General features: G+C 59.5%; 22 protein-coding genes. 18 read left to right on the top strand and 4 right to left on the bottom strand.

The window, feature by feature from the left end; genetic code table 11:
• Window positions 1–199 precede the first annotated feature (199 nt).
• From NKJ75_RS13755 to NKJ75_RS13715, 9 genes are all read left to right on the top strand, one after another.
• Window positions 200–2,326 (top strand): ATP-grasp domain-containing protein, encoded by a 2,127-nt coding sequence (locus NKJ75_RS13755; protein WP_196813684.1) that lies wholly within the window; start codon window positions 200–202, stop codon window positions 2,324–2,326.
• Window positions 2,327–2,367: 41 nt separating this feature from the next.
• Window positions 2,368–2,847 carry a hypothetical protein gene (locus NKJ75_RS13750; RefSeq protein WP_155924135.1) on the top strand — a complete coding sequence of 160 codons (480 nt, stop codon included), beginning with the start codon at window positions 2,368–2,370 and terminating at the stop codon, window positions 2,845–2,847.
• A 275-nt stretch (window positions 2,848–3,122) separates the two neighbouring features.
• A complete protein-coding gene (locus NKJ75_RS13745; protein WP_352499797.1) occupies window positions 3,123–4,271 on the top strand; it encodes a cyanophycinase in 1,149 nt (382 codons plus the stop codon).
• A 43-nt stretch (window positions 4,272–4,314) separates the two neighbouring features.
• Window positions 4,315–6,453 carry a CapA family protein gene (locus NKJ75_RS13740; RefSeq protein ID WP_352499796.1) on the top strand — a complete coding sequence of 713 codons (2,139 nt, stop codon included), beginning with the start codon at window positions 4,315–4,317 and terminating at the stop codon, window positions 6,451–6,453.
• 175 nt (window positions 6,454–6,628) lie between these two features.
• Window positions 6,629–7,510 carry an alpha/beta fold hydrolase gene (locus NKJ75_RS13735; protein WP_156939319.1) on the top strand — a complete coding sequence of 294 codons (882 nt, stop codon included), beginning with the start codon at window positions 6,629–6,631 and terminating at the stop codon, window positions 7,508–7,510.
• A 63-nt stretch (window positions 7,511–7,573) separates the two neighbouring features.
• Window positions 7,574–8,779, top strand: a complete 1,206-nt coding sequence (locus NKJ75_RS13730) for a Tad domain-containing protein (RefSeq protein WP_023817465.1) — start codon at window positions 7,574–7,576, stop codon at window positions 8,777–8,779.
• A gap of 281 nt (window positions 8,780–9,060) precedes the next feature.
• Window positions 9,061–9,360 carry a hypothetical protein gene (locus tag NKJ75_RS13725; RefSeq protein WP_352499795.1) on the top strand — a complete coding sequence of 100 codons (300 nt, stop codon included), beginning with the start codon at window positions 9,061–9,063 and terminating at the stop codon, window positions 9,358–9,360.
• A 346-nt stretch (window positions 9,361–9,706) separates the two neighbouring features.
• Window positions 9,707–11,122, top strand: a complete 1,416-nt coding sequence (locus NKJ75_RS13720; protein ID WP_023672026.1) for an ATP-binding protein — start codon at window positions 9,707–9,709, stop codon at window positions 11,120–11,122.
• Window positions 11,123–11,344: 222 nt separating this feature from the next.
• A complete protein-coding gene (locus tag NKJ75_RS13715) occupies window positions 11,345–12,367 on the top strand; it encodes a glycosyltransferase family 4 protein (protein WP_023683722.1) in 1,023 nt (340 codons plus the stop codon).
• Between the two features lie 10 nt (window positions 12,368–12,377).
• Here NKJ75_RS13715 and NKJ75_RS13710 read toward each other — a convergent pair whose 3' ends face one another.
• From NKJ75_RS13710 to NKJ75_RS13700, 3 genes are all read right to left on the bottom strand, one after another.
• A complete protein-coding gene (locus NKJ75_RS13710) occupies window positions 12,378–12,737 on the bottom strand; it encodes a tRNA-binding protein (protein ID WP_023672028.1) in 360 nt (119 codons plus the stop codon).
• 6 nt (window positions 12,738–12,743) lie between these two features.
• The gene (locus tag NKJ75_RS13705; protein WP_006202532.1) at window positions 12,744–13,244 is read right to left on the bottom strand and encodes a type III secretion system chaperone family protein; all 501 of its coding nucleotides are present in this window, start codon (window positions 13,242–13,244) and stop codon (window positions 12,744–12,746) included.
• Window positions 13,245–13,560: 316 nt separating this feature from the next.
• Entirely contained in the window at window positions 13,561–13,863 is a 303-nt protein-coding gene (locus tag NKJ75_RS13700) for an accessory factor UbiK family protein (RefSeq protein WP_023672029.1), read from the bottom strand.
• 397 nt (window positions 13,864–14,260) lie between these two features.
• On the opposite strand from NKJ75_RS13700, the gene NKJ75_RS13695 reads away from it, so the two are divergent.
• The 9 genes from NKJ75_RS13695 (at window position 14,261) to NKJ75_RS13655 (ending at window position 22,101) form a co-directional block, all read left to right on the top strand.
• A complete protein-coding gene (locus tag NKJ75_RS13695) occupies window positions 14,261–14,500 on the top strand; it encodes a BrnA antitoxin family protein (RefSeq protein WP_023683720.1) in 240 nt (79 codons plus the stop codon).
• Window positions 14,501–14,603: 103 nt separating this feature from the next.
• A complete protein-coding gene (gene lgt / locus NKJ75_RS13690; RefSeq protein WP_352499794.1) occupies window positions 14,604–15,488 on the top strand; it encodes a prolipoprotein diacylglyceryl transferase in 885 nt (294 codons plus the stop codon).
• A complete protein-coding gene (locus tag NKJ75_RS13685; RefSeq protein WP_352499793.1) occupies window positions 15,485–16,549 on the top strand; it encodes a class I SAM-dependent methyltransferase in 1,065 nt (354 codons plus the stop codon). The genes lgt and NKJ75_RS13685 overlap by 4 nt, the downstream gene beginning before the upstream one ends.
• A 151-nt stretch (window positions 16,550–16,700) precedes the next feature.
• Complete coding sequence (pgeF, locus tag NKJ75_RS13680; RefSeq protein ID WP_023695793.1) at window positions 16,701–17,495, top strand: peptidoglycan editing factor PgeF; 795 nt, start codon at window positions 16,701–16,703, stop codon at window positions 17,493–17,495.
• On the top strand, window positions 17,495–18,646 hold the full coding sequence (locus tag NKJ75_RS13675) for a M24 family metallopeptidase (RefSeq protein WP_023683716.1): 1,152 nt from the start codon (window positions 17,495–17,497) through the stop codon (window positions 18,644–18,646). The genes pgeF and NKJ75_RS13675 overlap by 1 nt, the downstream gene beginning before the upstream one ends.
• A gap of 55 nt (window positions 18,647–18,701) precedes the next feature.
• Entirely contained in the window at window positions 18,702–19,298 is a 597-nt protein-coding gene (locus NKJ75_RS13670; RefSeq protein WP_023686118.1) for a hypothetical protein, read from the top strand.
• Between the two features lie 141 nt (window positions 19,299–19,439).
• Window positions 19,440–20,375 (top strand): ribose-phosphate pyrophosphokinase, encoded by a 936-nt coding sequence (locus NKJ75_RS13665; protein WP_023686119.1) that lies wholly within the window; start codon window positions 19,440–19,442, stop codon window positions 20,373–20,375.
• Between the two features lie 92 nt (window positions 20,376–20,467).
• Window positions 20,468–20,983, top strand: a complete 516-nt coding sequence (locus NKJ75_RS13660; protein WP_352499792.1) for a hypothetical protein — start codon at window positions 20,468–20,470, stop codon at window positions 20,981–20,983.
• Between the two features lie 146 nt (window positions 20,984–21,129).
• Window positions 21,130–22,101: a Bug family tripartite tricarboxylate transporter substrate binding protein gene (locus NKJ75_RS13655; RefSeq protein WP_023833516.1), complete on the top strand. Its 972-nt coding sequence runs from the start codon at window positions 21,130–21,132 to the stop codon at window positions 22,099–22,101.
• Between the two features lie 35 nt (window positions 22,102–22,136).
• Here NKJ75_RS13655 and NKJ75_RS13650 read toward each other — a convergent pair whose 3' ends face one another.
• On the bottom strand, window positions 22,137–23,009 hold the full coding sequence (locus NKJ75_RS13650; RefSeq protein WP_023686122.1) for an AraC family transcriptional regulator: 873 nt from the start codon (window positions 23,007–23,009) through the stop codon (window positions 22,137–22,139).
• Window positions 23,010–23,100: the final 91 nt, after the last annotated feature.

Genomic DNA, 23,100 nt, shown 5'->3' with positions numbered 1-23,100 from the left:
TTTTTATCTAAGATTTTATTTAAGTTTTATTTTCCTCTCACTCCCACCTTTATTTATTTTTTTGTTGCCTTAACCATTAGCTAACCATAATATAACGCAGGGTGGCGCGCAAGCCGTAGAGGCAGGAACCTTTCGTAAAGCAGACGGAAGGTTAATTCGGGGGGCAAAATGTATGGCTATGGTATGCCCAGTTGGGGAATTGGAGTCGCTTGAGATCACCGGGTTCAAGACGCTATCCGGCCTCAACGTGTATAATACGAATACAGTTGTTAGATTAACGCTGAATTTAGGGCTATTGGCTACTGCCCGTGTGTCCGGTTTTTCTGACGAGGCCCGCTCGGTACTTTCCGGTCTGTTTCCGGAGTGCGAGCAGGATGCTTTGGTACCGTCGTATCTAGCCGATGCGATCCTGGCCGCGGACCTCGAGCTTCGCCGCGCGATGAATTTCTATTCGTTTCCAACCGTGGCAACGTTGTTGAGCGATCCGACCGAGAGCAATTCAGTGATCGTCTGGGAGTCGGATGACCCGCAGATGTCGCGCGCTGCGGCTGCGGCTGTCGTGGAGGCGGTCAGCGAGGCGGCGCGAGACGGGGACGCGGCAGCGAAGTACTCCCTTGCCCGGGAATTGAACCTGGAAAGAGCAAAGAAACGGCGTCTTTCAAATTCGACCGCAGTGCTGGTCGCCGCCGCCAAGAGGAACCGCATCCCGTTCGAGTTTGTCGCGCGCAACCACCTTCGTCTCGGCCAGGGCAAACACCAGAAGCAGCTCTTCTCCACGATATCCGGCTCGACATCGTTTGCGTCGGCGAAAGTGGCCCTGGACAAGAGGCTGGGCAACAGGCTTTTGTCGCAGGCCGGCTTGCCCGTACCGCGCCAGCTTACGGTTCGCAGCAAATCCGAGGCGGTCGCTGCCGCCAAGCAGCTGGGCAAATCAGTGGTGGTGAAACCTGCCCAAGGCAATCAGGGGCGCGGAGTTTCAGTCAAGCTGCGGGGACGCCGCGCTGTTGAAGCCGCGTTCGACATAGCGTGCCAGGTGGCTCAGTCTGACCGGTATGGCGTGCTGGTGGAAGAGTTCATCGCCGGCCCGGAGTATCGAGCGACGATTGTTGATTTTCGTGTCGTGGCGGCAGTCCTTTGTTGCCCGCCCCAGGTTACTGGCGACGGCGAAAAAACGCTGCGCCACTTGATCGATGATTTGAATCGGGAACCAGACAGGGACGGCAGGCGTCTGTCGCGTCTGGAAATCGACGACGACCTGCTTAGACACCTGTCATTGCACCATCTTACGATGGAGACTGTCCCCATTGCCGGGCAGCAGGTGGTTCTGCGACCAAACGGTCACCTCGCACGCGGAGGCGTGCCGATCGACGTTACAAACTCCGTCCATCCGGACAATCATAAGCTATGCGAACGCATCGCGAGGGTCATCGGGCTCAGTATTGCCGGATTGGATCTGATCATGCCCGACATCGCGCAATCTCACAAAGACGTCGGGTGCACTGTCATCGAGGTGAACGCTCGACCAGGCATCGAGTTTCATCTTTGGCCGCGGGCCGGCACGGCAAGGGATGTGAGCGAGATAATCCTGGCCAATATGTACGACGATCCGGCTTCATCGGAAGTTGCCACGGTGCTCGTCCTTGGTGACCGGCATACCAGCATGGTGGCGAAAGCAATCGAGCACCGGTTCATGGCAGAGGGGCGGTGCATCGGCCTCCTGTCGAAGAAAGGCGCCTATATCAACACCGCGCCGCAAGAATTCAGCCAGCGGGCAACACCGCAAATGCTGGCAAGGGATCCTTTATTGGAAGCGCTGGTTTATGCCGCTTCTCCAGCAAGAATCTCGGAGAACGGTCTTGGCCTGGGCGCTTGCCACGCTGTGTCGGTGACGGCGACCGACGCCGAGAATTGCGAGATTCTCATAAACCTGGCCAAAGCAGTTTTGAATGCCGGTAACCGTGGCTATTTTATCGTCGACAATGAGGATTTAGTATCCCGCCAGGCGTTGTCGGCGTTGCCTGTTGAAAGATTGATTCTGACAAGTGCGGAGACTGAGCTTGGCGCTGATTTGCGGCGACATCTACAACGCGGTGGATTGGCTCTATCGATGCGGTGGAGCACCGATGGGTCCGGAGCCAAGATGACGCTTGCATCCGGATCTGGCGAGCTGGTTGCGGAACCTGCCACGTTTGCGTCGCGACCGCCGCAGGTCAAGGCTGCCATGCATGCAATGGCAATTTCGTATCTGGCAAAAAAGAATGGTTGGTTCGATGACGTGGCCTCAATTCCTTCGAATCAGCCTGAGACGATCGAAATTCGACAGTAGTGAGGAGTTTTTCGGTTACCGAAGTAAAGGGGAGTAAGGATATGGATATGGATATGGATACTGTTTCGCCGACTGCCGCACCGAATGTTTCGCTAAGTGATGCAGCGACACTCGTTGCCTTGACCTTGAAACGCACCACGAACAAATCGGGACAGCTGCGAACCCGTGTAGGAATGTCACACAACACATTTAGGCGCCTAACCGGACGCCGTGTCGGCGGCGCGGCATTTGTGAGAGGATTCACCAAGGAATTGATGAAGCTAGGGTGGCTGATGGTCCGTACGTCGACCGGTTACGGCTTCATCCGCGCTGACTCCCTCGACAAGTGGGCTCTGACAAAGTCGGCCGTGGTAGCGGAAGAACTCAAGCTGATCGGTGAAGGATTACTATCGGAAGTGTTGGAACGCGCTAGGCAGGAACTCAGCGGGCCTGGTGACGTTGACCCCGCATCGGTCGACGCAAGTGAACTGAAGGCGGGAACTGCTAGCGGTGCAAACGGAAAGGCGACTAAAAGCGGCTGATGACTGGCTAGTCAATTGATAGCGCCCTGACCCATAAAAGCTTACTTGAAAGGCAGCAATTCTACCAACGGTGTGCGTTAGCGGTCGGTGGGAAGCGTAAAGATTGGAGCGCCCGGTGGTTGAGATGTTGCCTGCATAGCGTGAAGCTAGCCGCACGTAGAAATCGGCCAATCGAATTTCCGAATGCGCATCTGAATGATCCGAAGCGATTACCCGAGCCCCTCGACATGCCGCCCTCCCGCCGCGAGATAATGATCCTACTAGGCAAAATGCTTATGACCAGCAAACATGTTCGTTATGCCAATGGCCTACACTTGGATCGTCGCGGCCCATTGTTTATCGCCGGCGGAAACTTTCGGCTTAGGAACAGGGCGCTCTGGCGCAAATTGGTCTCATTGGTCGAGCGCAGTAGACCCGAGGTAGCGGTAATCCCAATTGCTTCAGCCAATCCTCTTAAATCGGGCGAGAAGATAGCGTCGCATTTAGCGAAATTCGGCCTCTCCGCATTTGTTGTGCCGTTGTCATCAACGATTGGCGGAGGAACGGAGCAGTCCCAAGGCATCTACATCGCTGACCGGATCCGAAATGCGGGATGCGTCTACTTCACTGGCGGCAGGCAAGCTCGGATAACAGGCGAGTTGCTCACTACCGAAGGCCGCCCCTCCCCTACGCTTCAGGCGATATACGACTGCTGGTCAACCGGCGGGGTTATAGCGGGGTCAAGCGCCGGTGCGGCAATCATGGGTCATTACATGTTTAAGCTTCCGGCACCACCCATCGAGATTCTCCTAGGCGGAGTTCGTCTCGGAACTGATGTGGACGCCGGCCTCGGATTCCTGGATCCCAGCTGGATAGTCGATCAACACTTTCTTCAACGAGGCCGCCTCGCACGGCTGATAGCGACTATGGCCGAGTTGGATTGTCAAAGCGGGGTGGGGGTTGACGAGAATACTGCGGTCGTTGTGCACAAGGACGAGATGACAGTGAGCGGCGAGACAGGTGCCGTCATATTGAACCTATCAACTGGATTTCAAGACCAGAGTGGACCCGGCTTCTGCTACAGGGGCGCGTCACTTTCGTTTATTTCCGAGGGCGATACCTACTTAATGAACCGCAAGACGATCTCGCCTGCTCCGGGAAAGACTCTATCTGGGCCTGACAAGGAAATTTCGAAGACAATCAAGCACTGCGGCGACATCTTTGCTCCAGGCACTGTGTTGAACTGCTTGAATGCGGTTACGTTCGAAGGGAACGTCGAGAGCCTGGCTACAGCTCAATCCAAAGATTCGGATCAAGACCAATACGGTCGGCAATCGTTCGTGTTCAGATTTTATCGAGATCCCCAAAAAACGCTCTGGTACTCGGATGGCGATCGGCATCTCTTCCATGACATTCGGCTTGATGTTTATCGAGGCGCTCTCTGAATCAGAAGCGGAATTATAAATAATCGCTGGGGAAAGAACTGATATGGACATACCGTCACTTCAGCTGGATGCGGTCGACTTTCCCAGAGGAGACCGAAACGAGTATCCTAATATAGGTAAATTCTCGACGGTCGAGTATCTTCGGCGCGAGTTCGTCCAACTAGGTTTCGATGCTCGCGTGAAGCCGCCATACATGTTCGCCTCTCGACTGGGCAAGACATGTTTCGCGATCGAGACAGAAACAAGTTTCACCTCGCGCGTCGCCAGTCGATTGTTGACCCGAAAGGATTATGCCCGCGAGATCTTCATTCAAGCAGGACTAACCGTGGCTGAGGGATATAGATTTCGCAATAGGGACAAGGATCGAGCGTTCCAACGCCTAAAGAAGCTCGGCGAAGCCGTAATCAAGCCCGTGGATGGTCAGAAAGGAAAGGGCGTTTCGGTCGGAGTAAAACCCGAACAGTTCGAGACTGCGTGGGTTGCAGCAACTGCACAGACAAGACGCGGCGTGCTGATAGAAAAAAGAATCCCCGGAACGGAGGCCCGCTATCTGGTAGTGGACGGCCGGTGCGTTGCCGTCTGTAGACGCGTTCCGCCTGTCGTGTACGGTGACGGGAAAAAAACCGTCAGACAGCTCGTCGACAACCAGAATGCACTTCGGCGCCGCAATCCAAATCTTGGCCATCGGCCGATCCTTGTCGATGCGCATCGAGAGAACATAATACGAGCTCAGGGTTTCAACCTCGATTCCGTTCCGCCTGACGGGCAAAGAGTTATTATGGATCTAAAGGCGGGCATTTCCACTGGAGCCGATTCTCAGGACATTACCGAACAAGTACATCTCACCATGAAAGCGGTGGCTGAACGGGTAGCAGTAGTGATTCCAGGTCTGGACGTCGTGGGCGTGGACATCATCGCGATAGACCATTCGGCGCCCGCAGACCAAAGTGGATACGCGATTATTGAGGCTAATACTCGACCGGGGATAGGATCGCATCTTTTTCCGGTTTATGGAACGCCTATCAACGTGTGCAGATATATCGCCGAAAGCTGTGCGCGAAGAATGGGCTTTGGCTTTTCCCAATGCGAGATTCGTATTGAAGGTGAACCTGATAAACCTCAGGAAAAGGTTACGGCGGATATTCTATTTGTTGGCGATATATGTTTCGGTGAAAGCTATTTTGATCACCCACGTGTGGTTGGATTGCGTGATCTACTGGCCAAATATGGTTACGGCTACTGTTTGAAGAACTTGGCTGGGCTCATAGAAAAGGCGAGCAAAGTGATTGGCAACTTGGAAGTACCTCTCTCGCACGACAGAACACACAAACTAAGGGGGCAAAAGAACTTTCTTGCGTGGTGTGACCCTAAGCAGACCTCGCAAGCTCTAATCGACGCTCGGTTCACTGGGGTGTCACTCTCGAACAATCATATGATGGACTGCGGTCGGCAGGGATTAAAGGATACGATTCGCGCACTTGATTTAGCTGGTATCCAAGGTTTTGGAGGAGGCATTAATCTCCGGGATGCTGAGCGCCCCCTGATAATCACACTTGAAATCGGCAGTAGAAAAACAGATATTATCGTCTTTGGCGGTTTCGAGATAAGACACAAGTACTCTGAGATATACAGATGGTATGCTACTGGAAGTGCACCTGGCGTCAATCCGATTGACCCTATCCGTATTAGAGATCAGATTTCTGATCTGCGGGGCAGTTACCAGGACCCAATGTTTGTTTTTTTTGCTCATTGGGGCAGCGACTATTTAGGACCGACGAAAAGACAGACACGACTGGCGGAACAACTCATTGAGGCAGGCGTGGACCTTATCATAGGGCACGGCGCCCATATTGCTCAAAAGGTCGAATATGTTTTAGGACGCGTTGTCGTGTATGGCTTGGGAAATTTCGTCTTCAATTCGCCGGGCGGCTTTTCACGCTATGGCGCCTTCCCATGTGGCTTATCCGCCGTACTCAGGCTCGCGAGCGATGGGAGCGACTCGCTTCGCTTGTATCCGATGCTGACTGACAATTTGCAGACCGGGTTCCAGACTTGCCTTATCGAAAAGGCATCCGTTGAAAACGCGGTGGTCGCCCTAGGCCTGGAAGGTCGGCTGGGGGACGTCGGGTCTGACGAGATTGGATTTCATCTTGATTTTCCACTCAGTCAAACTAGGCCGTGACGTCCCGCCAAGTTCTCCGTCGTGAGTTCGTCAGCCGCGTTCGATTTCCCCTGACGGGCGTGCAAGTATTAGCAGAGCCCTCAAGAACCAAATCTTTACCCCATCGACAGTTCGCGGTTGGCTTTGAGGACCGAACCGGGTATATCAGCGATTGCTAATTGTTGTGGAGTGGCGTGTGCGTTTTTTTGTTCGACTCCTAGCCGCCGTGGTTCTGAGCTTTGGCCTGATTTATTCAGGGCCGGTGTTTGCCTGGAAGAGCGGCAAGAGCACAGAAACGGCGGTTATTAATGGAACAAAGCTAAAGGTATACAGCTATCATCCAAAGAGCTGTGCGAACCCGTCATTTCTGTTTGTATTTCACGGTTTGAGTCGAACGGCCGATTCTTATAGGGACTACGCACAGCCGCTCGCCGATCGGCGTTGTCTGATCGTTTATGCGCCGCTTTTCGACTTGGATAGGTTTCCGAACTGGAAGTATCAGCGAGCCGGCATCGTCAACAACGGCGTAATCCAGCCGCGTGCTCAATGGACGGTCTGGTACGTGAATGGCCTCGTCAGTTGGGCAAGAGCGCGAGAGAGCTTGCCTGCTGCGCCGTACTATCTTTTTGGCCATTCGGCTGGGGGACAATTTATGTCACGCGACGCGGCATTCGGCCTACCAGCTGGCAAGAGATTAGTTGTCGCGAATCCATCTACCTATGTATTGCCATCTTTGGCTGAGGCAGCGCCATATGGGCTTGGGTGCCTTTCCTCGGGCTGCATCTACAGTGCTGATCAAGCCTCCCAGCAGCTGAAGGCGTACCTTGCTCTTCCGCTCACCATCTATCTTGGAGAAGACGATGTTGGGGATGAAAATCTGGCGGACAGTTCAGCTGCCACACGACAAGGAGCGACGCGTTTGGAGCGAGGGCAGTTTGCATTTGATCTAGGTCAGTCTGTTGCGATCGCTAACGGGTGGCCAATAAATTGGCGCTTGGTGATTTTGCCAGGTGTTGGTCATTCTGCCAAAGACCTTTTGCAGTCGGATCAAGCTGAGGAAGCCTTCGGCCTCAAGTGAAGACCTGGCGTTCTCCGCCGCTTGCGTAGTCTAAAGTTTCTCCACCAGAGGGAGTGCATCTCAATGCGAAAGCTGAAGGATCTGCTGCTCGACAGGGGCGGAAACTTTGCTGTGGCAGCGGCCTTGGTGGCGCTACCGCTTTGTTTGGTCTTGGGCGTGAGCGTCGACCTTACCAGTGCCGTCACCTGGAAATCCAGGCTGCAAGAACTAGCGGATTCGGCGGCCCTGGCAGCTATGGAGAGTGAAGGTGGAGACGAGGAGGCCGTTCTGGCCGCCAAGAACCTTGCGCTTGGCAACGGCTCTTTTGCGGTCGGCGCGGTGGTTGAAGTCGACATCACAACGCCCACTCCCGTGTCGCGGGAGGCAGCAGTTGAAATCACCGCCTCAATGCCGACGGACTTTATGAACCTTGCCGGCATTCGGGCGATCAGCCTTCACGTCACTGCAAAGGCACGAAAGGCGCCCCCGGAATACTGCATCTATGCTCTCGATCCAGACTCAACCGGATCACTGAGCGTGACCGGTTTGGGAAAGGTGTCGGTGCCAAACTGTGGCATCCAGGTAAATTCTTCCAGCCCCAAAGCAATGAGACACGTTGGGGCCGGCAAAATCACCGCGGCAAAAATCTCGGTAGTCGGCAATTACCAAGGCGGCGGATACAGTATTTCCCCGAAGGCGAACCAGCCCTTCCTCGCCGACCCCCTTGTCAGCACACCAGAACCGGTTCCGCCGACAGGTTGCGATTACAGTAACCAGACGCTCTCGGATGTCACCATTCCGGCCGGCCGGGTGTTCTGCGGGAGCATCGCCTTCGGTGGAAAGGTTGTGCTTTCCCCAGGCGTTCACTACTTTCATAATGCGGTAGTCGGCATCGGCAACAATGCGAAAATCACAGGCAAGGAAGTCACCATATTCGTCGATGCCAAGTCCAGCATCATACAGGCAGGTGGGAACGGCGCCATGGAACTCTCCGCTCCAACGAGCGGAGTTTATACTGGCATCGCGATCTTCGGATCGCGTACCGTCTTGCCATTGTTGCCGACCATATCGCTTGCAACAAATAAGAATTATTCGATAAGTGGGACAATATACTCGCCCATGCACCGCCTTAAAATGAAAGGGACCGATGATAAAAAATTGGCTACCGGCCTGGGGTGGATTGTTGCTTGGCAATTTTCTTACAATGGAGATTCGAGCGTCAACCTGGATGGCTACACCGGCACTCCACCAAAGGGTCTCGGAGACGCAGCAATCGCGCTGCTGCAATAAATCGAGACGGTACCCGCTTCGTGGCTTCGAAGGTGGCCGTCCGGCGGGGTTAGCGAACTCTCTCACCCAGTCCTTAAAGGGATGCGACCACGCTTCTAAAGTCACCGTCGCGGGGTGACCGTCGTTTTCACCGATCTACGCGCCTTTGCAGCCTTCGCCGAGACTGCGAACCCGAGGAGGTGATGACGGTTCTTGGCGAATACCACGTTTCGTGGGCGACGACATCGTCGTGGTTTTCAACGATCCACTAGCCTGCGCCGACGATACGGAGAGCGGTTCGCATGGCTACGGCGATGTGCGTGTTGAGGGAACAATGGCGCAAGCGATATCACCTGCTCGGCTTCGGAATCGGCATGGCCGGAGGCTATACAACTATCGGCGGACCGGTTTCGATCAGCGCCTATTATGCAGTGATAGGCACCGTGTCGAACCACGCCGCCCGATTGTGCGAGGAGCCAGGCCACGCCAGCGGTCGCCCCGCGAAGAGGCCTTCACTCGGATGTCTGCTTTTAGGATTCTGCTATGGCGTGCTCAACGACCACATGCAGGCGCAAAGCTGCCATATACAGAACTGGCTCTGAGCTGGGTACAGCCGTGCGATTATCGTTGTATGATTGTCCGCATCTCCTTCCGCACCATTCAACTATGTGACTCAGCCCTTTTGAGACCGGTGGAGCGTCCTATATGAGTTGTACATCTCCAGAACAAGCCTCAGACTTTGGCCAACACATACCTTACGGGTTTGACAATTCAGGAATAAACCCTTTGTTATCAATGGCAAGAAATCCGAGGTTTGACAGCCTAACTACTTGATCGCCAACGGCTGTTCCAGAACGGCTCAGCGTGGAATAGAATGCCGCTGACGGCCGCCCTTGGCCATAGATGTGTGGCCATCGACCAGCGGCCATTGACCCAGCGGAAGGATAAATGGCGACCACGCAACTGGAACGGCCGGAACAAGGCGGCTTTGGCGCGCGCGTATCACGCGCGCTGAAAGCAATGCCGCGTGCCTGGAAGCGGTTCTGGCGGCTGGTTGCGTTCTATATGCCCAAGCGGCTTTATGCCCGCTCGCTGATCATCGTCATCGCGCCGATGATCCTTCTGCAGTCGGTCGTCGCCTTCGACTTCATGGAACGCCACTGGGCAACCGTGACGCAGCGCCTGTCGCAGGCCACCGTGCGCGACATCGCCGCGATCATCGACATGATCGAGACCTATCCGCATGATGGCGACTACGCCAACATCATCCGCATCGCCCAAGACCGCATGCAGTTGAAGGTCGACCTCTTGCCGCCCGACCCGTTGCCGGCGCCTGGACCCAAGCCCTTCTTCTCGATCCTTGACGACGTCCTTTCCACCGAGATCACCCGCCAGATCAACCGCCCGTTCTGGATCGACACGGTCGGCAATTCCAACATCGTCGAGGTCCGCATCCAGCTCGAGGGCAAGGTGCTGCGCGTCTTCGTGCGCCGCAGCCAGGCCTATGCCTCCAACACCCACATCTTCCTGATCTGGATGGTCGGGACGTCACTGGTGCTGCTGACGATTGCCATCCCCTTCCTTCGCAACCAGATCCGGCCGATCCTGTCTCTGGCCGAGGCCGCCGAAAGCTTCGGCAAGGGCCGGCCGATGCCGCGCGATTTCCGCCCACGCGGCGCCGAGGAGGTTCGACGGGCCGGCTTTGCCTTCATCCAGATGCGCGAGCGCATCGAACGCCAGCTGGAACAGCGCACCGCCATGCTGACCGGCGTCAGCCACGATCTCAGAACCATCCTCACCCGCTTCAAGCTGCAGCTGGCGCTGGCTGGCGGCAAGCCCGAGACCAAGGCCGCGCTCAACCAGGACATCGACGACATGCAGTCGATGCTGGAAGGCTATATCGCCTTTGCCCGCGGCGAAGCGTCGGAAGATGCCGGCCATTTCGATCTCGAGGCCTATTTCCAAAAGCTCGGCGAGGAGGCGTCGCTGCACAAGCGCAAGCTATCGACCGTGCTTGCCGGTGATCCGGACGTGCATGTGCGCCCGCACGCTTTCGCCCGGCTGTTGTCCAATGTCGCCGGCAATGCCTTGCGCTATGCCAAGACGGTGGAGATCAGCGCCGATCACGGCCGCGGCTCACTCGTCGTCACCATCGACGATGACGGTCCGGGCATCCCGCCGGAAAAGCGCGAGGACGTGTTCAAACCGTTCGTGCGGCTCGACGAGGCGCGCAACCTCGACGCCAGCGGCACCGGCCTTGGTCTCTCTATCGCCCGCGATATTGCCCGCAGCCATGGCGGCGACATCATGCTGGAAGACAGCCCGCTCGGCGGCCTGCGGGCGGTGATCAAGGTGCCCGCCTGACCAAAGCATGATCTGGAAGGCGGGCTCGGCCAAAAACCACCTTCATCCGCCCGTCATGAAACCATGGTCAAGAGCGCGCATGAAGCGCGCGACCTCAGTTGATTCGGCTCAGCCGCCTTACTTCGACCTCGTGCATGCCCGGGTGCGGTGGAGCGAAGCGAGGGCAGCCGGCCCGTACCGCTATCGCATCAAGGCAACCGTCGACCCGAGCAAAGGACCGCCATGCGCATCCTGATGGTCACCGACGCCTGGCGGCCGCAAGTCAACGGCGTCGTCCACACGCTGGAGCGGCTCACCGAAACGCTGAAAACCTTCGACGTTGCGGTCGACTTCCTGACCCCGAATATCTTTCGCACCTTGCCGTTGCCGACCTACCCCGACATCAGGCTGGCGCTGACCACGCCCGGTCATGTCGCGCGGCTGATCGAGGCTCGCAAGGCCGACCATATCCATATCGTCACCGAAGGCCCGCTCGGCATCATGGCGCGGCGCTATTGCCGCAATGCTGGCCGTCCCTTTACCACCAGCTATCACACCCGCTTTCCCGAATATCTCAGCGCCCGCCTGCCGGTGCCGGAGAGCTGGGCCTATCGCTGGCTGCGTGATTTCCACAATTCGGGACAAGGCACGCTGGTCGCCACCCAGTCGCTGGCGGAGGACCTTGCGTCGCGAGGCTTCACCAAGCTCAGGCCGTGGACGCGGGGCGTCGACACCGATCACTTCCGCCCGGACAAGAAGAAGGACCTCGGCTTTCCCGGCCCGGTATTCCTGTGCGTCGGCCGCGTCGCCATCGAGAAGAACCTGAGCGCCTTCCTCGATCTCGACCTGCCCGGCAGCAAGGTGATCGTCGGCGAAGGACCGGAACTGGCTAGGCTCAGGGCGAAGTACCCGCAGGCGCACTTCCTCGGCCATCGCCCGAACGATGAGCTGGCCGAGATCTACGCCTCGGCTGATGTTTTCGTTTTCCCCAGCCGCACCGACACGTTCGGCAACGTCATCATCGAGGCGCTGGCCAGCGGCACGCCGGTGGCCGCCTATCCGGTCACCGGACCGATCGACATTGTCGGCGACGGCATCGGCGGCGCGGTGTCGACCGATCTGCGCGAGGCCTCGCTCGCCGCGCTCAATGTCGACCGCGCCGAGGCGCGCGAACGCGCCATGCGCTACAGCTGGAAAGCCTGCGCCGAAATGTTCATGGACACGGTCGAAGAGGCGCTGAGCACAAGGCGCAAGCTGGCCGCCTGACGCAATCTTCCTAAAACAACCTGCCGCCGTCCGGCACCTTGCGCTCGATGGCGCCAAGGACCACGGCGCCTTCCTCATCAGGGAAGCCGAGCGTGAGCACTTCCGACATGAACGGACCGATCTGGCGCGGCGGGAAATTCACCACCGCAAACACCTGCCGTCCCACCAGCGTTTCCGGCGCATAGTATTTCGTGATCTGTGCCGAGGATTTCTTCACGCCGATCTCAGGGCCGAAATCGATCTTCAGCTTGAAGGCGGGTTTGCGCGCCTCGGGGAAAGGCTCGGCCTCGACGATCGTGCCGGCACGGATGTCGACACGATCAAAATCGGCAAAGCTGATCTCGGGCTTGCGCGCGCTGCTCGAACTCATGGAAGCTCAAGCGTTGCCATAGGTCTCGAACAGGACGCCGGCCAGCGCATCCTTGGCCGAGGTTCCCGACCAGACAACGAACTGGAAGGCCTGGAAATAGCACTCGCAGGCTTCAAGCGCCGACGACAAAAGCACCTCGACCTGCTGGCTCGACGGTTCGACCCCGCCGGCGAGCAGCAGCGACTGGCGAAACATGATCGCGCCCTCCTGCTCCCAGAGATCGAAATGGCCAAACAGCATCTGCTCGTTGATCAGCGACAAAAGCCGCATCACTTCCAGCGCGCGGGCTTCCGGCACCTTGATGTCGAAAGCACAGGCCAGATGCAGCGCCTCGAAATCCTCCATCCATGAGAAGGAGACGTGATAGTCGGTCCAGCTGCCGGCAACCGAGATCGAGATTTCGTCATCGCCGGCCCGTTCGAAGGACCAGTCATTGTTATGGGCGACCTGCTCGATGACATCCACCGGATGGATTTCGCGGGAGAATTCGAGTTCGAGAAGTTCCATGGAATGCTTCCTGTGTTCAGGGGAGCGCCACACGCTCCGCGGGGCACACACGACGAACAATCTTGTCTTGAACTCGGACGGCCAGGACTTCACGACACAAAGACCCCGGACCGGACCCCACCGCCCGGCCGCATGACCCTGCTCCGAATCATGCAACAAATTCAGTCTATTGATCGGGAGTCGCGTGAACAGCCTAATTTTTCGCACTGCGTCATCAGCATGTGGAAAGGCGCTGTCACAAAGATTCATGCATCGCCGGTAAACGATTCACGGCAAAGCATTTTTTCGGATTGTGCTTTGTGGAAAAGTTCAAATTTTATTTTTTTGCTTTGGGCTTTGCCGCAGCCACAGGTGCGGCCTGTCCGGTCAATTCGGCAAGCCTGGCCTCGAGCGCATCGATGCGGGCGGCCAGCCTGGTGTTTTCTTCGCGGGCCTTCGCAGCCATGTCGCGGGCAGCCTCGAACTCCTCGCGCTGCACCACATCCATGGTGTTGAGGATGCGCTCGGCCTGCCCCTTGAAGGCAGTCTCCACCTCGCGGCGCACGCCTTGTGCGGCACCCGCGGCATCGGTCATCAGCTTGGCGAATTCATCGAGAATGCGGTTCGGTCCGGTCGACATGGCAAATCCTCGCTTGCTGGAATTGACGTAGTGGCACTGCCTGCGGAATGCAAGAACGTTGAAGCTGGTGCGGCTTCATGTCGGACGCGATTTGGCTCACGGTCCGGCCGACAGATTGCTATTATCGCAAATGGATTCTTGGAACGACGGTTGCCGTGACGGACAGTGCGGACTTGGAGAAGCGCTTTGCAGCACTCGATGCAGCACTCGCAAAGGGCATTTCGGATGCCAGTGCGGGCCGGGTCTAGCCTGGCGACGAGGTGCTGGACAGGCTTGAAGCCAAATACAGGGCAATGGCAGAGAGAACCAAGTGAAGTTACTGGTCTTCACAGACCAGCGGCCTAGTTTTCCTCACGACTTGCTCCAGGCAAGAGTCACTCTCATTCAGGATCAACCAATGGCAACGCCCCCGCGCCGACCGACCAATCCGATGGAAGCCGCTGAAGCGGCCTTCAAGCCGGTCAAGAAACCCGCGCCTCCCATTCGCGAACCCTCCGCCGCACCAAACGTTCGCGAGCTTGTCTCGATCAGGATCGATCGCGCCGTGCTCGACCATTTCCAGGAAGATGGCCCCGGCTGGCAAGACAGGATCAACGATGCGCTCAGGCAATTGGTCGCCGGCAAGCCGCAGGGTTGAGCCCATTATCTCTGACGATCAGGCTGTCGTCACCTTGCCTTGACCCCGCCAAAACCCTGCCGCATGGTCCGCGCCCTAACGCGAGCCCTCCCAGGAGATCCTGTTGAACGACTATTTCCCGCTGCCGATGGCGTCGCTGTCCTTCCCCAACATCGACCCGATCCTGGTTCAGATCGGCCCGCTGGCTGTGCACTGGTACGGCATCGGCTATATCGTCGGCATCCTGTTCGCCTGGTGGTACGCCAAGCGGCTCGTCACCAACACAAGGCTGTGGCCTGATGGCGTCTTGCCGATGAAGCCGATCGACCTCGACGATTTCATCGTCTGGGCCGCCGTCGGCGTCGTGCTCGGCGGACGCACCGGCTATGTGCTTTTCTACGATTTAAAGCGCTATATCGACCACCCGCTCGACATCTTCGCCGTCTGGCAGGGCGGCATGTCGTTCCATGGCGGCCTGCTTGGCGTCATCCTCGCCATGACGCTGTTTTCCCTCAAGCGCGGCATCCGCACCTGGACGCTGTTCGACGTGGTGGCAGCCGGCGTGCCGGTCGGGCTCGGCCTCGTCCGCATCGCGAACTTCGTCAATGCCGAACTCTGGGGTCGCGTGACCGACGTGTCGTGGGGCGTCGTCTTCTGCAACGAGCGTCTCCAGCAGACCGTGGCGGGTTGTGTCGCGGGCCTGGAGCCTCGCCATCCGAGCCAGCTCTACGAAGCGCTGCTCGAGGGCGCGGTGCTGTTCCTGGTCCTGCGCTTCCTCACCCATTCGCGGCTGAAGCTGAAGACGCCGCGCTTTGTCGGCGGCGCCTTCATTTGCGGCTACGGCCTGTCACGCATCTTCGTCGAGTTCTTCCGCGAGCCCGACCAGCAGCTCGGCTACCTCCTCGGCGGCTGGCTCACCATGGGCATGGTGCTGTCGGTGCCGATGGTGCTGGCCGGCATCTGGGCGATGGCCACAGCCAAACCGGCGCCGCAACCACAGCCGGCATGACACGGCTGAAGACCCGCATCGTCGACCTGATCGGCGCGCTCGGCCCCCTCCCCGTCAACGAGTACATGGCGCTCTGCCTGTTCGATCCCAGCGACGGCTACTACACCACGCGCGAGCCGTTCGGCGCCGCCGGCGACTTCGTCACCGCACCCGAGATCAGCCAAATGTTCGGCGAACTCGTCGCCGTCTGGCTCTATCAGGCCTGGCTGGCGATCGGCCGACCCCTGCCGGTCACCATCGCGGAGATCGGGCCTGGCCGCGGCACGCTGATGAAGGACATGCTTCGCACCCTGACGCGGCTCGATCCGGCTATCGCCGCCGGAGCATCCTTCGCTCTGGTCGAGACCAGTCCGCGGCTGACTGAAATCCAGAAGCAGACGCTTGCCGAAACTTCGGTTGAGCTCGGCTGGCACGAAACCATCGCCACACTACCGCAGGCGCCGTTGCTGATTGTCGGCAACGAATTGTTCGACGCTGTGCCGATCCGCCAGTTCATCCTCGCCGGCGCCGGCTGGCGCGAACGGGTGATCGGCCTCGATGTCTCAGACGAGTTGAGCTTCTTCGCCGGCGCCGGCTCGGTCGAGGCGACGCTGCTGCCGGAAGACGCCGCCGAGGCGCCACAAGGCTCTATTTTCGAAATAGCACCGGCCCGCGCGGCACTGATGGCGACCATTGCCGAACGCATAGCCGACCACGGCGGCGCCGGGCTGTTCCCCGATTACGGCCATCTCCAGCCCGGTTTCGGCGACACATTGCAGGCCGTGCGCAGGCACGCCCCCGAAGATGTGCTGGCCAATCCCGGCGAAGCCGATCTCACCGCCCATGTCGACTTCGCTGCACTGGCCGCCGTCGTGCGGGCGCATGGCCTCGATGTGGAATTGGCGACGCAGGGCGACTTTCTGCTTGGCACGGGATTGCTTGAGCGAGCTGGCCAGTTGGGCAGCCAGGCAAGCCAAGAGGCACGACAAACCATTGCCGATGCCGTCGAGCGCCTGGCCGGCCCCGACGGCATGGGCACGCTGTTCAAAATCCTGAAAATCCTGCCGCATCAGCCAGTCTGACCCTCAGAGATCGTTACAAGCCGTCTCGCCATGTCGCTTGTGGTCGCATGCCTGCTTTTGGCCAATGCAAAGTCGACGCGGCAGCACTGTCGCAATCACTCGGCCGAACTTCGCCTTGACGAAAACGCCGGCGCGGACAACAAACCCATCCATGCTGAATCAGACCAAACCGGATCCTGTTCGCTCGCCGCTGCTGGAAGCGGCCAAGCCGCGAGGTATCCGCCATGGCTATTTCACCCGTATCGGCGGCGTCTCCGGCGGCATCTATCAGGGACTTAACATCGGCACCGGCTCGGATGACGATCAGATGCTGGTCGCCGAGAACCGCCGCCGCGTCGCTGCCTGGATGGGTGTGCCGGCCAGCCATCTCCTGACCGCGCATCAGGTCCACTCGCCCGATGTCGTTATTGCCAGGGAACCCTTTCCCGGCCCGCGGCCCAAGGCCGACGCCATCGTCACCGACCGGCCGGGCATCGCCATCGGCGCCTCGACGGCCGATTGCGGCCCCGTGCTGTTCGCCGATGCGCAAGCGCGCATCATTGGCGCTGCACACGCCGGCTGGAAGGGCGCTTTCACCGGTGTGCTTGAAAACACCATTGCCGCGATGGAAAGCCTCGGCGCCCGCCGTGAGCGCATCATTGCGGTTCTCGGTCCTTCGATCGGCCCCGACAATTACGAGGTCGGGCCGGAATTCGTCGCCCGTTTCGTCGAAGCCGATGCCGAAAACATCGGCTATTTCGCGCCTTCGGCCAATCCGGCGCATGCAATGTTCGATCTCAACCTCTATACGGTCGACCGGCTGAAGAAGGCTGGCGTGACCGCGCAGGGGCTTGGCCGCTGCACCTATGCCGAGGAGGATCTCTTCTTTTCCTACCGGCGCGCGACGCATCGCAAGGAACCGGACTACGGTCGGCAGGTTTCGGCAATTGTTTTGGAGAACGGATAATGGCGCTGCATTTCGAACGGTCGGAATTTGACGCCCGGCGTGACCGGTTGATGATCGAGATGACGGAAAAGAAGCTCGATGCTGTACTGCTTTTCGCCCAGGAGAGCATGTACTGGCTAACCGGCTACGACACGTTCGGCTTCTGTTTCTTCCAGTGCCTGGTTGTGAAGGCTGACGGCTCGATGGTGCTGCTCACCCGCTCGGCCGATTTGCGCCAGGCGCGCCACACATCGATCATCGACAACATCGTGCTGTGGACCGACCGCGACGGCGCCAACCCGGCGGTCGACCTGCGCAACCTGCTCAACGACCTCAATCTCCTCGGCGCCCGCATCGGCGTCGAATACGACACCCATGGCCTGACCGCCTTCAATGGCCGCCGCGTCGACGAGCAGCTGCAGACCTTCGGCCAGATCGCCGACGCCTCCGGTATTGTCGGCCGTCTGCGCCTGTTCAAGAGCCCGGCTGAAATCGCCAAGGCCGAAAAGGCCGCCAACCTTTCCGACGACGCGCTCGACGCGGCCCTGCCGCTGATCAAGCAGGGCGGCGACGAAGCGCTGATCCTTGCCGCCATGCAGGGCGCGGTGTTTGCCGGCGGCGGCGACTATCCGGCCAATGAATTCATCATCGGCTCGGGCATCGACGCGCTGCTCTGCCGCTACAAGGCCGGGCGCCGCAAGCTGACCAAGAACGATCAGCTGACGCTCGAATGGGCCGGCGTGTTCCATCACTATCACGCGCCGATGATGCGCACCGTGCTGACCGGCAAGGCGTCGAAGCGCCATCAGGAGCTGTTCGACGCCGCCCGCGCGGCTCTTCTGGCGGTCGAGAAGGCGATGACGCCCGGCAACACCTTCGGCGACGTCTTCGACGCGCATGCCCGCACGCTGGAGGCGCACAGCCTGACCAAGCATCGGTTGAACGCCTGCGGCTATTCCGTCGGCGCCCGCTTCACCCCGTCCTGGATGGATATGCCGATGTTCTACCAGGGCAATCCCGAGCCGATCGCGCCCAACATGACATTGTTCGCGCACATGATCATCATGGACTCCGAAACCGAGACGGCGATGACGCTTGGCCGCACCTACCTGACCACCGAATCCCAGCCGAAGCCGCTTTCACGCCATGATCTCGACTTGATCGTACAGTGAATCCATAATGGTTGGTCCACGCGGGGGCGTTCGCGACTAAGGAGTTTTCGGGCAGATGAGACGATCGCATGTGACGACCGTGTCATTGCTCGCAGCGCTTGTGCTGGCCGCTTGCACCAATGCCAAGGACGTCCTTGAGCCGTCCGCCATCACGCCGCCGGCAGCCTCGGCCCAACCGGCTCAGCCCTTGGCTGCCCCGGGCATCGCGCCCGCCGCCACACCAGCGCCGGCCGTCGGCGCCACGACACCCGCCAACCCCGCGCAGAGCGCCGCCGCTTTGTCGAAGACCCGGCTGCAGATCGCGCCGATCGTCGGCGCCTCCGTGGAAGCGGCAACGCCGCTGACGGCCGAACTGCAGACACGCGCCAAGCAGCGCGGCATCACCCTTGCCGGCAGCGCCGACCAGGCCGCCACCCATGTGCTGAAGGGCTACTTCTCGACCATGACGGAAGGCAAGGATACCACCGTTATCTATGTCTGGGACGTCTATGACCCCGCTGGCAACCGGCTACACCGCATCAATGGCCAGCAGAAGGCGCCCTCGGTCAATGCCGCCGAAGGCTGGCCCGCGGTTGCACCCGCTACCATGCAGGCGATCGCCGACCAGACGATCGACCAGTTCGCGGCCTGGCTCGGCGGCAGCGCCGGCTGATCCGCCTGTTACCGGCTTCCGTTCACTGTTGACGTTTTTGAGATTAGCCGGCGGATTCCCGTCAACGAGGCTTGCAATACCGGCACGGCTCGCTACAAGCCCGATTAAGAGGACCTCCCCATCCTTCGCCAGGAACGGTGCATGAAGCTTTTCGCGGGCAATTCCAACCGGGTGCTGGCCGAAGCGGTCGCCCGCTATCTCAATGTCCCGCTGGGCAAGGCCAGCGTCAGACGCTTCGCCGATCAGGAAATCTTCGTCGAAATCCAGGAAAACGTGCGCGGCGAGGATGTCTTCATCCTGCAGTCGACCTCGTTCCCGACCAACGATCATCTGATGGAACTGCTCATCATGATCGATGCCTTCATGCGCTCCTCGGCCAAGCGCATCACCGCGGTCATCCCCTATTTCGGTTACGCCAGGCAGGATCGCCGGGCCTCGGGCCGCACACCGATCTCGGCCAAGCTGGTCGCCAACATGATCACCCGCGCTGGCGTCGACCGCGTTTTGACGCTCGACCTCCATGCCGGCCAGATCCAGGGTTTTTTCGACATTCCGACCGACAATCTGTTCTCGGTGCCGGTGATGGCCCGCGACGTGAAGGCAAAATACAAACAGCTTGCCAATGTCGTCGTCGTCTCGCCCGATATTGGCGGCGTGGTGCGCGCCCGCGCGCTCGCCAAACGCTTCGACGCACAACTGGCCATCGTCGACAAGCGCCGCGAACGTCCCGGTGAATCCGAAGTGATGAACATCATCGGCGCGGTCGCCGGCAAGGATTGCCTGCTGATCGACGACATCGTCGATTCCGGCGGCACGCTGTGCAACGCCGCCGATGCGCTGCTCGCCAACGGCGCTACCAGCGTCACCGCCTATATCACCCACGGCGTGCTGTCGGGCGGTGCGGTCGCCCGGATCAGCGGCTCGAAGCTGCAGGAACTGGTGATCACCGATTCCATCCAGCCGACGCAAGGCGTGCTCGACGCCCCGAATATCCGCGTCATCTCCATCGCCGACCTGATGGGCGAGGCGATTTCGCGCACAGCGACCGAAGAGTCCGTGTCGAGCCTGTTCGATTAATCCATGTTGCCCAAAAGCGTGCCCACGGGCCTGGCTCGGGGGTAATCTCCTTTTTGGAATCTGCCCCAAACCGTCGTGAAAGGAGCCAGCTGATGCGCAATCGAATCAAGGCTGCAGGCATCGCAGGAACGCTTCTCGCAATCGGCATCGCCAGCGCGGCCTATGCGCCGACAATCGCTCCGGTTTCGACCGCGCAGGCGCAAACGGAATATCTTCCCACCGAAAAGGATTTCATCGGCAAATGGAGCATCGCAGGGTCCGCAATCCGGCCACCGCGTGATCTGAAAGAGCCGGCGAAGCCCGACCAGGAAGCGGCTGCGACCGAATTTCAGCAGACTGTGACCGCCTTTTATGGCGCCTTCGACTATCTGGAGATCACGGCGGACGGCCGCTACAATTTTCACCAACCGGGTGACCCGGCATCGGGGCCTTGCGTCTGGTGCGGGACATGGTCGTTCAAGAACGATTCCCTGTGGCTCGAACTGGACACGGCGCCCAGGCTCGACATCTACGCCGAGGGCGGCGACATGCAGATGACCTACACGGCCGAGCCTGAAGAGACGTCACGATACAAATGGCTTGTTTTCAGCTGGACCAAGGCTGATTGAACTGAGGGGTGAGGCGTTCTCGCGCACGCCAACCGAAGCATCGGTGTCAAGCCCGATCTCCTGAGGCGGGCAGTCAGTCCATGGTTGCATTGTGCGAGGAGTTCACCATGGCCATACTGCCCCTCCAATCAACGGAGGAGTAGCAGATGCGGCGTAGGACTTTGCTCGGGCTCGCGGTTTCCATCGCAGCCACCCTTTCAGCACCGGCGGCCTGGGCCGCCGATTTTCCGGACCGGACCATCACCATGGTTGTCCCCTTTTCTGCCGGTGGCTCGACGGATCTGGTCGCGCGCCTGGTCGCCAACAAGATGTCCGAAAAGCTGGGCCAGCAGATTGTCGTCGAAAATGTCGGCGGCGCCGGGGGCAGCATCGGCGCTGCCCAGGTCGCCCGAGCCGAACCGGACGGCTACACGATCCTGATGGGCACGGTCGCAACCCACGCGCTCAACCCGCTGATCCTGAAGACAAAGCCCTACGATGCGGAGAAGGATTTTGCGCCGATATCGTTGCTCGTGCTGGTGCCAAACGTCCTGGTTGTGAACCCTGAATTCCCTGCCAAGAACGTCAAGGAACTGATCGAGATGCTGAAGAAGGATCCGGACAAATATGCCTACGCCTCATCAGGCAATGGCACCCCGCTGCATCTCTCCGGCGAGCTTTTCAAGACGATGGCCGGCGTCAGTATGCAGCACATTCCCTACAAGGGCGCCGGACCGGCCTTGAACGACGTTATCGGCAATCAGGTGCCGATGATGTTCGACAACCTCCCCTCTTCATCGGGCCATATCAAGAGCGGGACGCTGAGAGCGCTTGGCGTCACCACCAAGGAGCGCGTTCCCTCCTTCCCCGACATACCGGCCATTGCCGAAACCATTCCCCGCTATGAAACCTACAGCTGGAACGCTCTGTTCGCGCCCGCAGGCACGCCGCCGGAGGTCGTCGCCGTTCTTGAGAAGGCGGCAGTTGAAGCCCTGAAAGACCCTGATGTGATCGCCCGCATGGCCCAGTTCAGCGCCTCGATCGTGGCCTCCACCCCGGAAGAGCTTGGAGCGCATGTGAAGGCCGAACTCGCCAAATGGGAACCGATCGTCAAGGCCAGCGGCGTTCAGCTGGACTAGGGCCTACGACAAAGTGCTGCGGGCTTTTCCTGGCGCTACGGCGCCGGGGCCTCAAGTCGAGGCTGAGCCCGCCGCATGCCTTCGTCGCGGGCGCCGCGCATATAGCCGCGCGGCGAGGCCCCGAGCATGCGCTTGAACATGGTTATGAATGCCGGCACGCTGTCATAACCGAGGTCGAGCGCCACCCTGGTGATCGGCTCGCCATCGGCGAGCCTGGGAAGTGCCGCAAACAGGCAGGCCTGCTGGCGCCAAGTCGACAAGGACAATCCGGTCTGGCGCTGGAAGGCGCGGGTGAACGAACGGCGGCTCATGCCTGCGGCATCCGCCCACTCGTCGATCGTGGCGTGCGGCGAAGGTGCCGCGACAAAGCGTCGGCAGAGCGCCGCCAGCTTCGGGTCGGACGGGAACGGCAGCCCGAGCGGCCGTTCCGGCAAGGTCGGGATCTCGTGCAGCAACAGGTTCATGATCAGCCCGCCGCGGCCTTCCAGTTCGCCACCTTGCGGCAGCTTTTCCGATTCTACGATCAGGCTGTGCATCAGCTCGGTGACGCCGACGACACGCAAGCCTTCCGGCAGGCCGGGGATAGCGCCCGGCATGACATAGACCGAGCGCATCGAGACGTCGCCCAGCATTTCGACAGAATGCTCGGTGCCGGCCGGTATCCACATTGCGTGGTCGGGCGGCACCATCCAGCGCCCGTACCTGGTCGTCACCAGCACGACACCGACCAGCGCATGCAGCAGCTGGCTGCGGCTGTGGCGGTGTTGCGGCACGAGGTAACCGTCCGGATATTCGGTCGGCAAAGCCACCGCTGGCCCGGAAACCTCCTCCAGCCACTGCCAGCGGCTTTCGTGCAATCGGCCGAGATCGGCATTGCCGGCGCGGAAGATGTCCCTGCCATGTGGCATCGGCTATGGCCCACTTGCGAAACTATTGGACCAAACCACGAAAGAAGTCGCCTCGCAAGCGGCTTATAAGGCAGCCATCCCCAAGGCGCTC

The organism is Mesorhizobium sp. M0058 (genome assembly GCF_040323095.1).
Classification (GTDB): Bacteria; Pseudomonadota; Alphaproteobacteria; order Rhizobiales; family Rhizobiaceae; genus Mesorhizobium.
This window is presented reverse-complemented; position numbering and strand designations above follow the sequence as displayed.

Coding starts and splice junctions, on each gene's coding strand:
- NKJ75_RS13675 (WP_023683716.1), top strand. CDS start 17,495: ATGGCGCTGCATTTCGAACGGTCGGAATTTGACGCCCGGCGTGACCGG.
- NKJ75_RS13715 (WP_023683722.1), top strand. CDS start 11,345: ATGCGCATCCTGATGGTCACCGACGCCTGGCGGCCGCAAGTCAACGGC.
- NKJ75_RS13740 (WP_352499796.1), top strand. CDS start 4,315: ATGGACATACCGTCACTTCAGCTGGATGCGGTCGACTTTCCCAGAGGA.
- NKJ75_RS13650 (WP_023686122.1), bottom strand. CDS start 23,009: ATGCCACATGGCAGGGACATCTTCCGCGCCGGCAATGCCGATCTCGGC.
- NKJ75_RS13705 (WP_006202532.1), bottom strand. CDS start 13,244: ATGGAACTTCTCGAACTCGAATTCTCCCGCGAAATCCATCCGGTGGAT.
- NKJ75_RS13670 (WP_023686118.1), top strand. CDS start 18,702: ATGAGACGATCGCATGTGACGACCGTGTCATTGCTCGCAGCGCTTGTG.
- pgeF (WP_023695793.1), top strand. CDS start 16,701: ATGCTGAATCAGACCAAACCGGATCCTGTTCGCTCGCCGCTGCTGGAA.
- NKJ75_RS13700 (WP_023672029.1), bottom strand. CDS start 13,863: ATGTCGACCGGACCGAACCGCATTCTCGATGAATTCGCCAAGCTGATG.
- NKJ75_RS13660 (WP_352499792.1), top strand. CDS start 20,468: ATGCGCAATCGAATCAAGGCTGCAGGCATCGCAGGAACGCTTCTCGCA.
- NKJ75_RS13685 (WP_352499793.1), top strand. CDS start 15,485: ATGACACGGCTGAAGACCCGCATCGTCGACCTGATCGGCGCGCTCGGC.
- NKJ75_RS13720 (WP_023672026.1), top strand. CDS start 9,707: ATGGCGACCACGCAACTGGAACGGCCGGAACAAGGCGGCTTTGGCGCG.
- NKJ75_RS13750 (WP_155924135.1), top strand. CDS start 2,368: ATGGATATGGATATGGATACTGTTTCGCCGACTGCCGCACCGAATGTT.
- NKJ75_RS13730 (WP_023817465.1), top strand. CDS start 7,574: ATGCGAAAGCTGAAGGATCTGCTGCTCGACAGGGGCGGAAACTTTGCT.
- NKJ75_RS13710 (WP_023672028.1), bottom strand. CDS start 12,737: ATGAGTTCGAGCAGCGCGCGCAAGCCCGAGATCAGCTTTGCCGATTTT.
- NKJ75_RS13695 (WP_023683720.1), top strand. CDS start 14,261: ATGGCAACGCCCCCGCGCCGACCGACCAATCCGATGGAAGCCGCTGAA.
- NKJ75_RS13745 (WP_352499797.1), top strand. CDS start 3,123: ATGACCAGCAAACATGTTCGTTATGCCAATGGCCTACACTTGGATCGT.
- NKJ75_RS13725 (WP_352499795.1), top strand. CDS start 9,061: ATGGCTACGGCGATGTGCGTGTTGAGGGAACAATGGCGCAAGCGATAT.
- NKJ75_RS13665 (WP_023686119.1), top strand. CDS start 19,440: ATGAAGCTTTTCGCGGGCAATTCCAACCGGGTGCTGGCCGAAGCGGTC.
- NKJ75_RS13655 (WP_023833516.1), top strand. CDS start 21,130: ATGCGGCGTAGGACTTTGCTCGGGCTCGCGGTTTCCATCGCAGCCACC.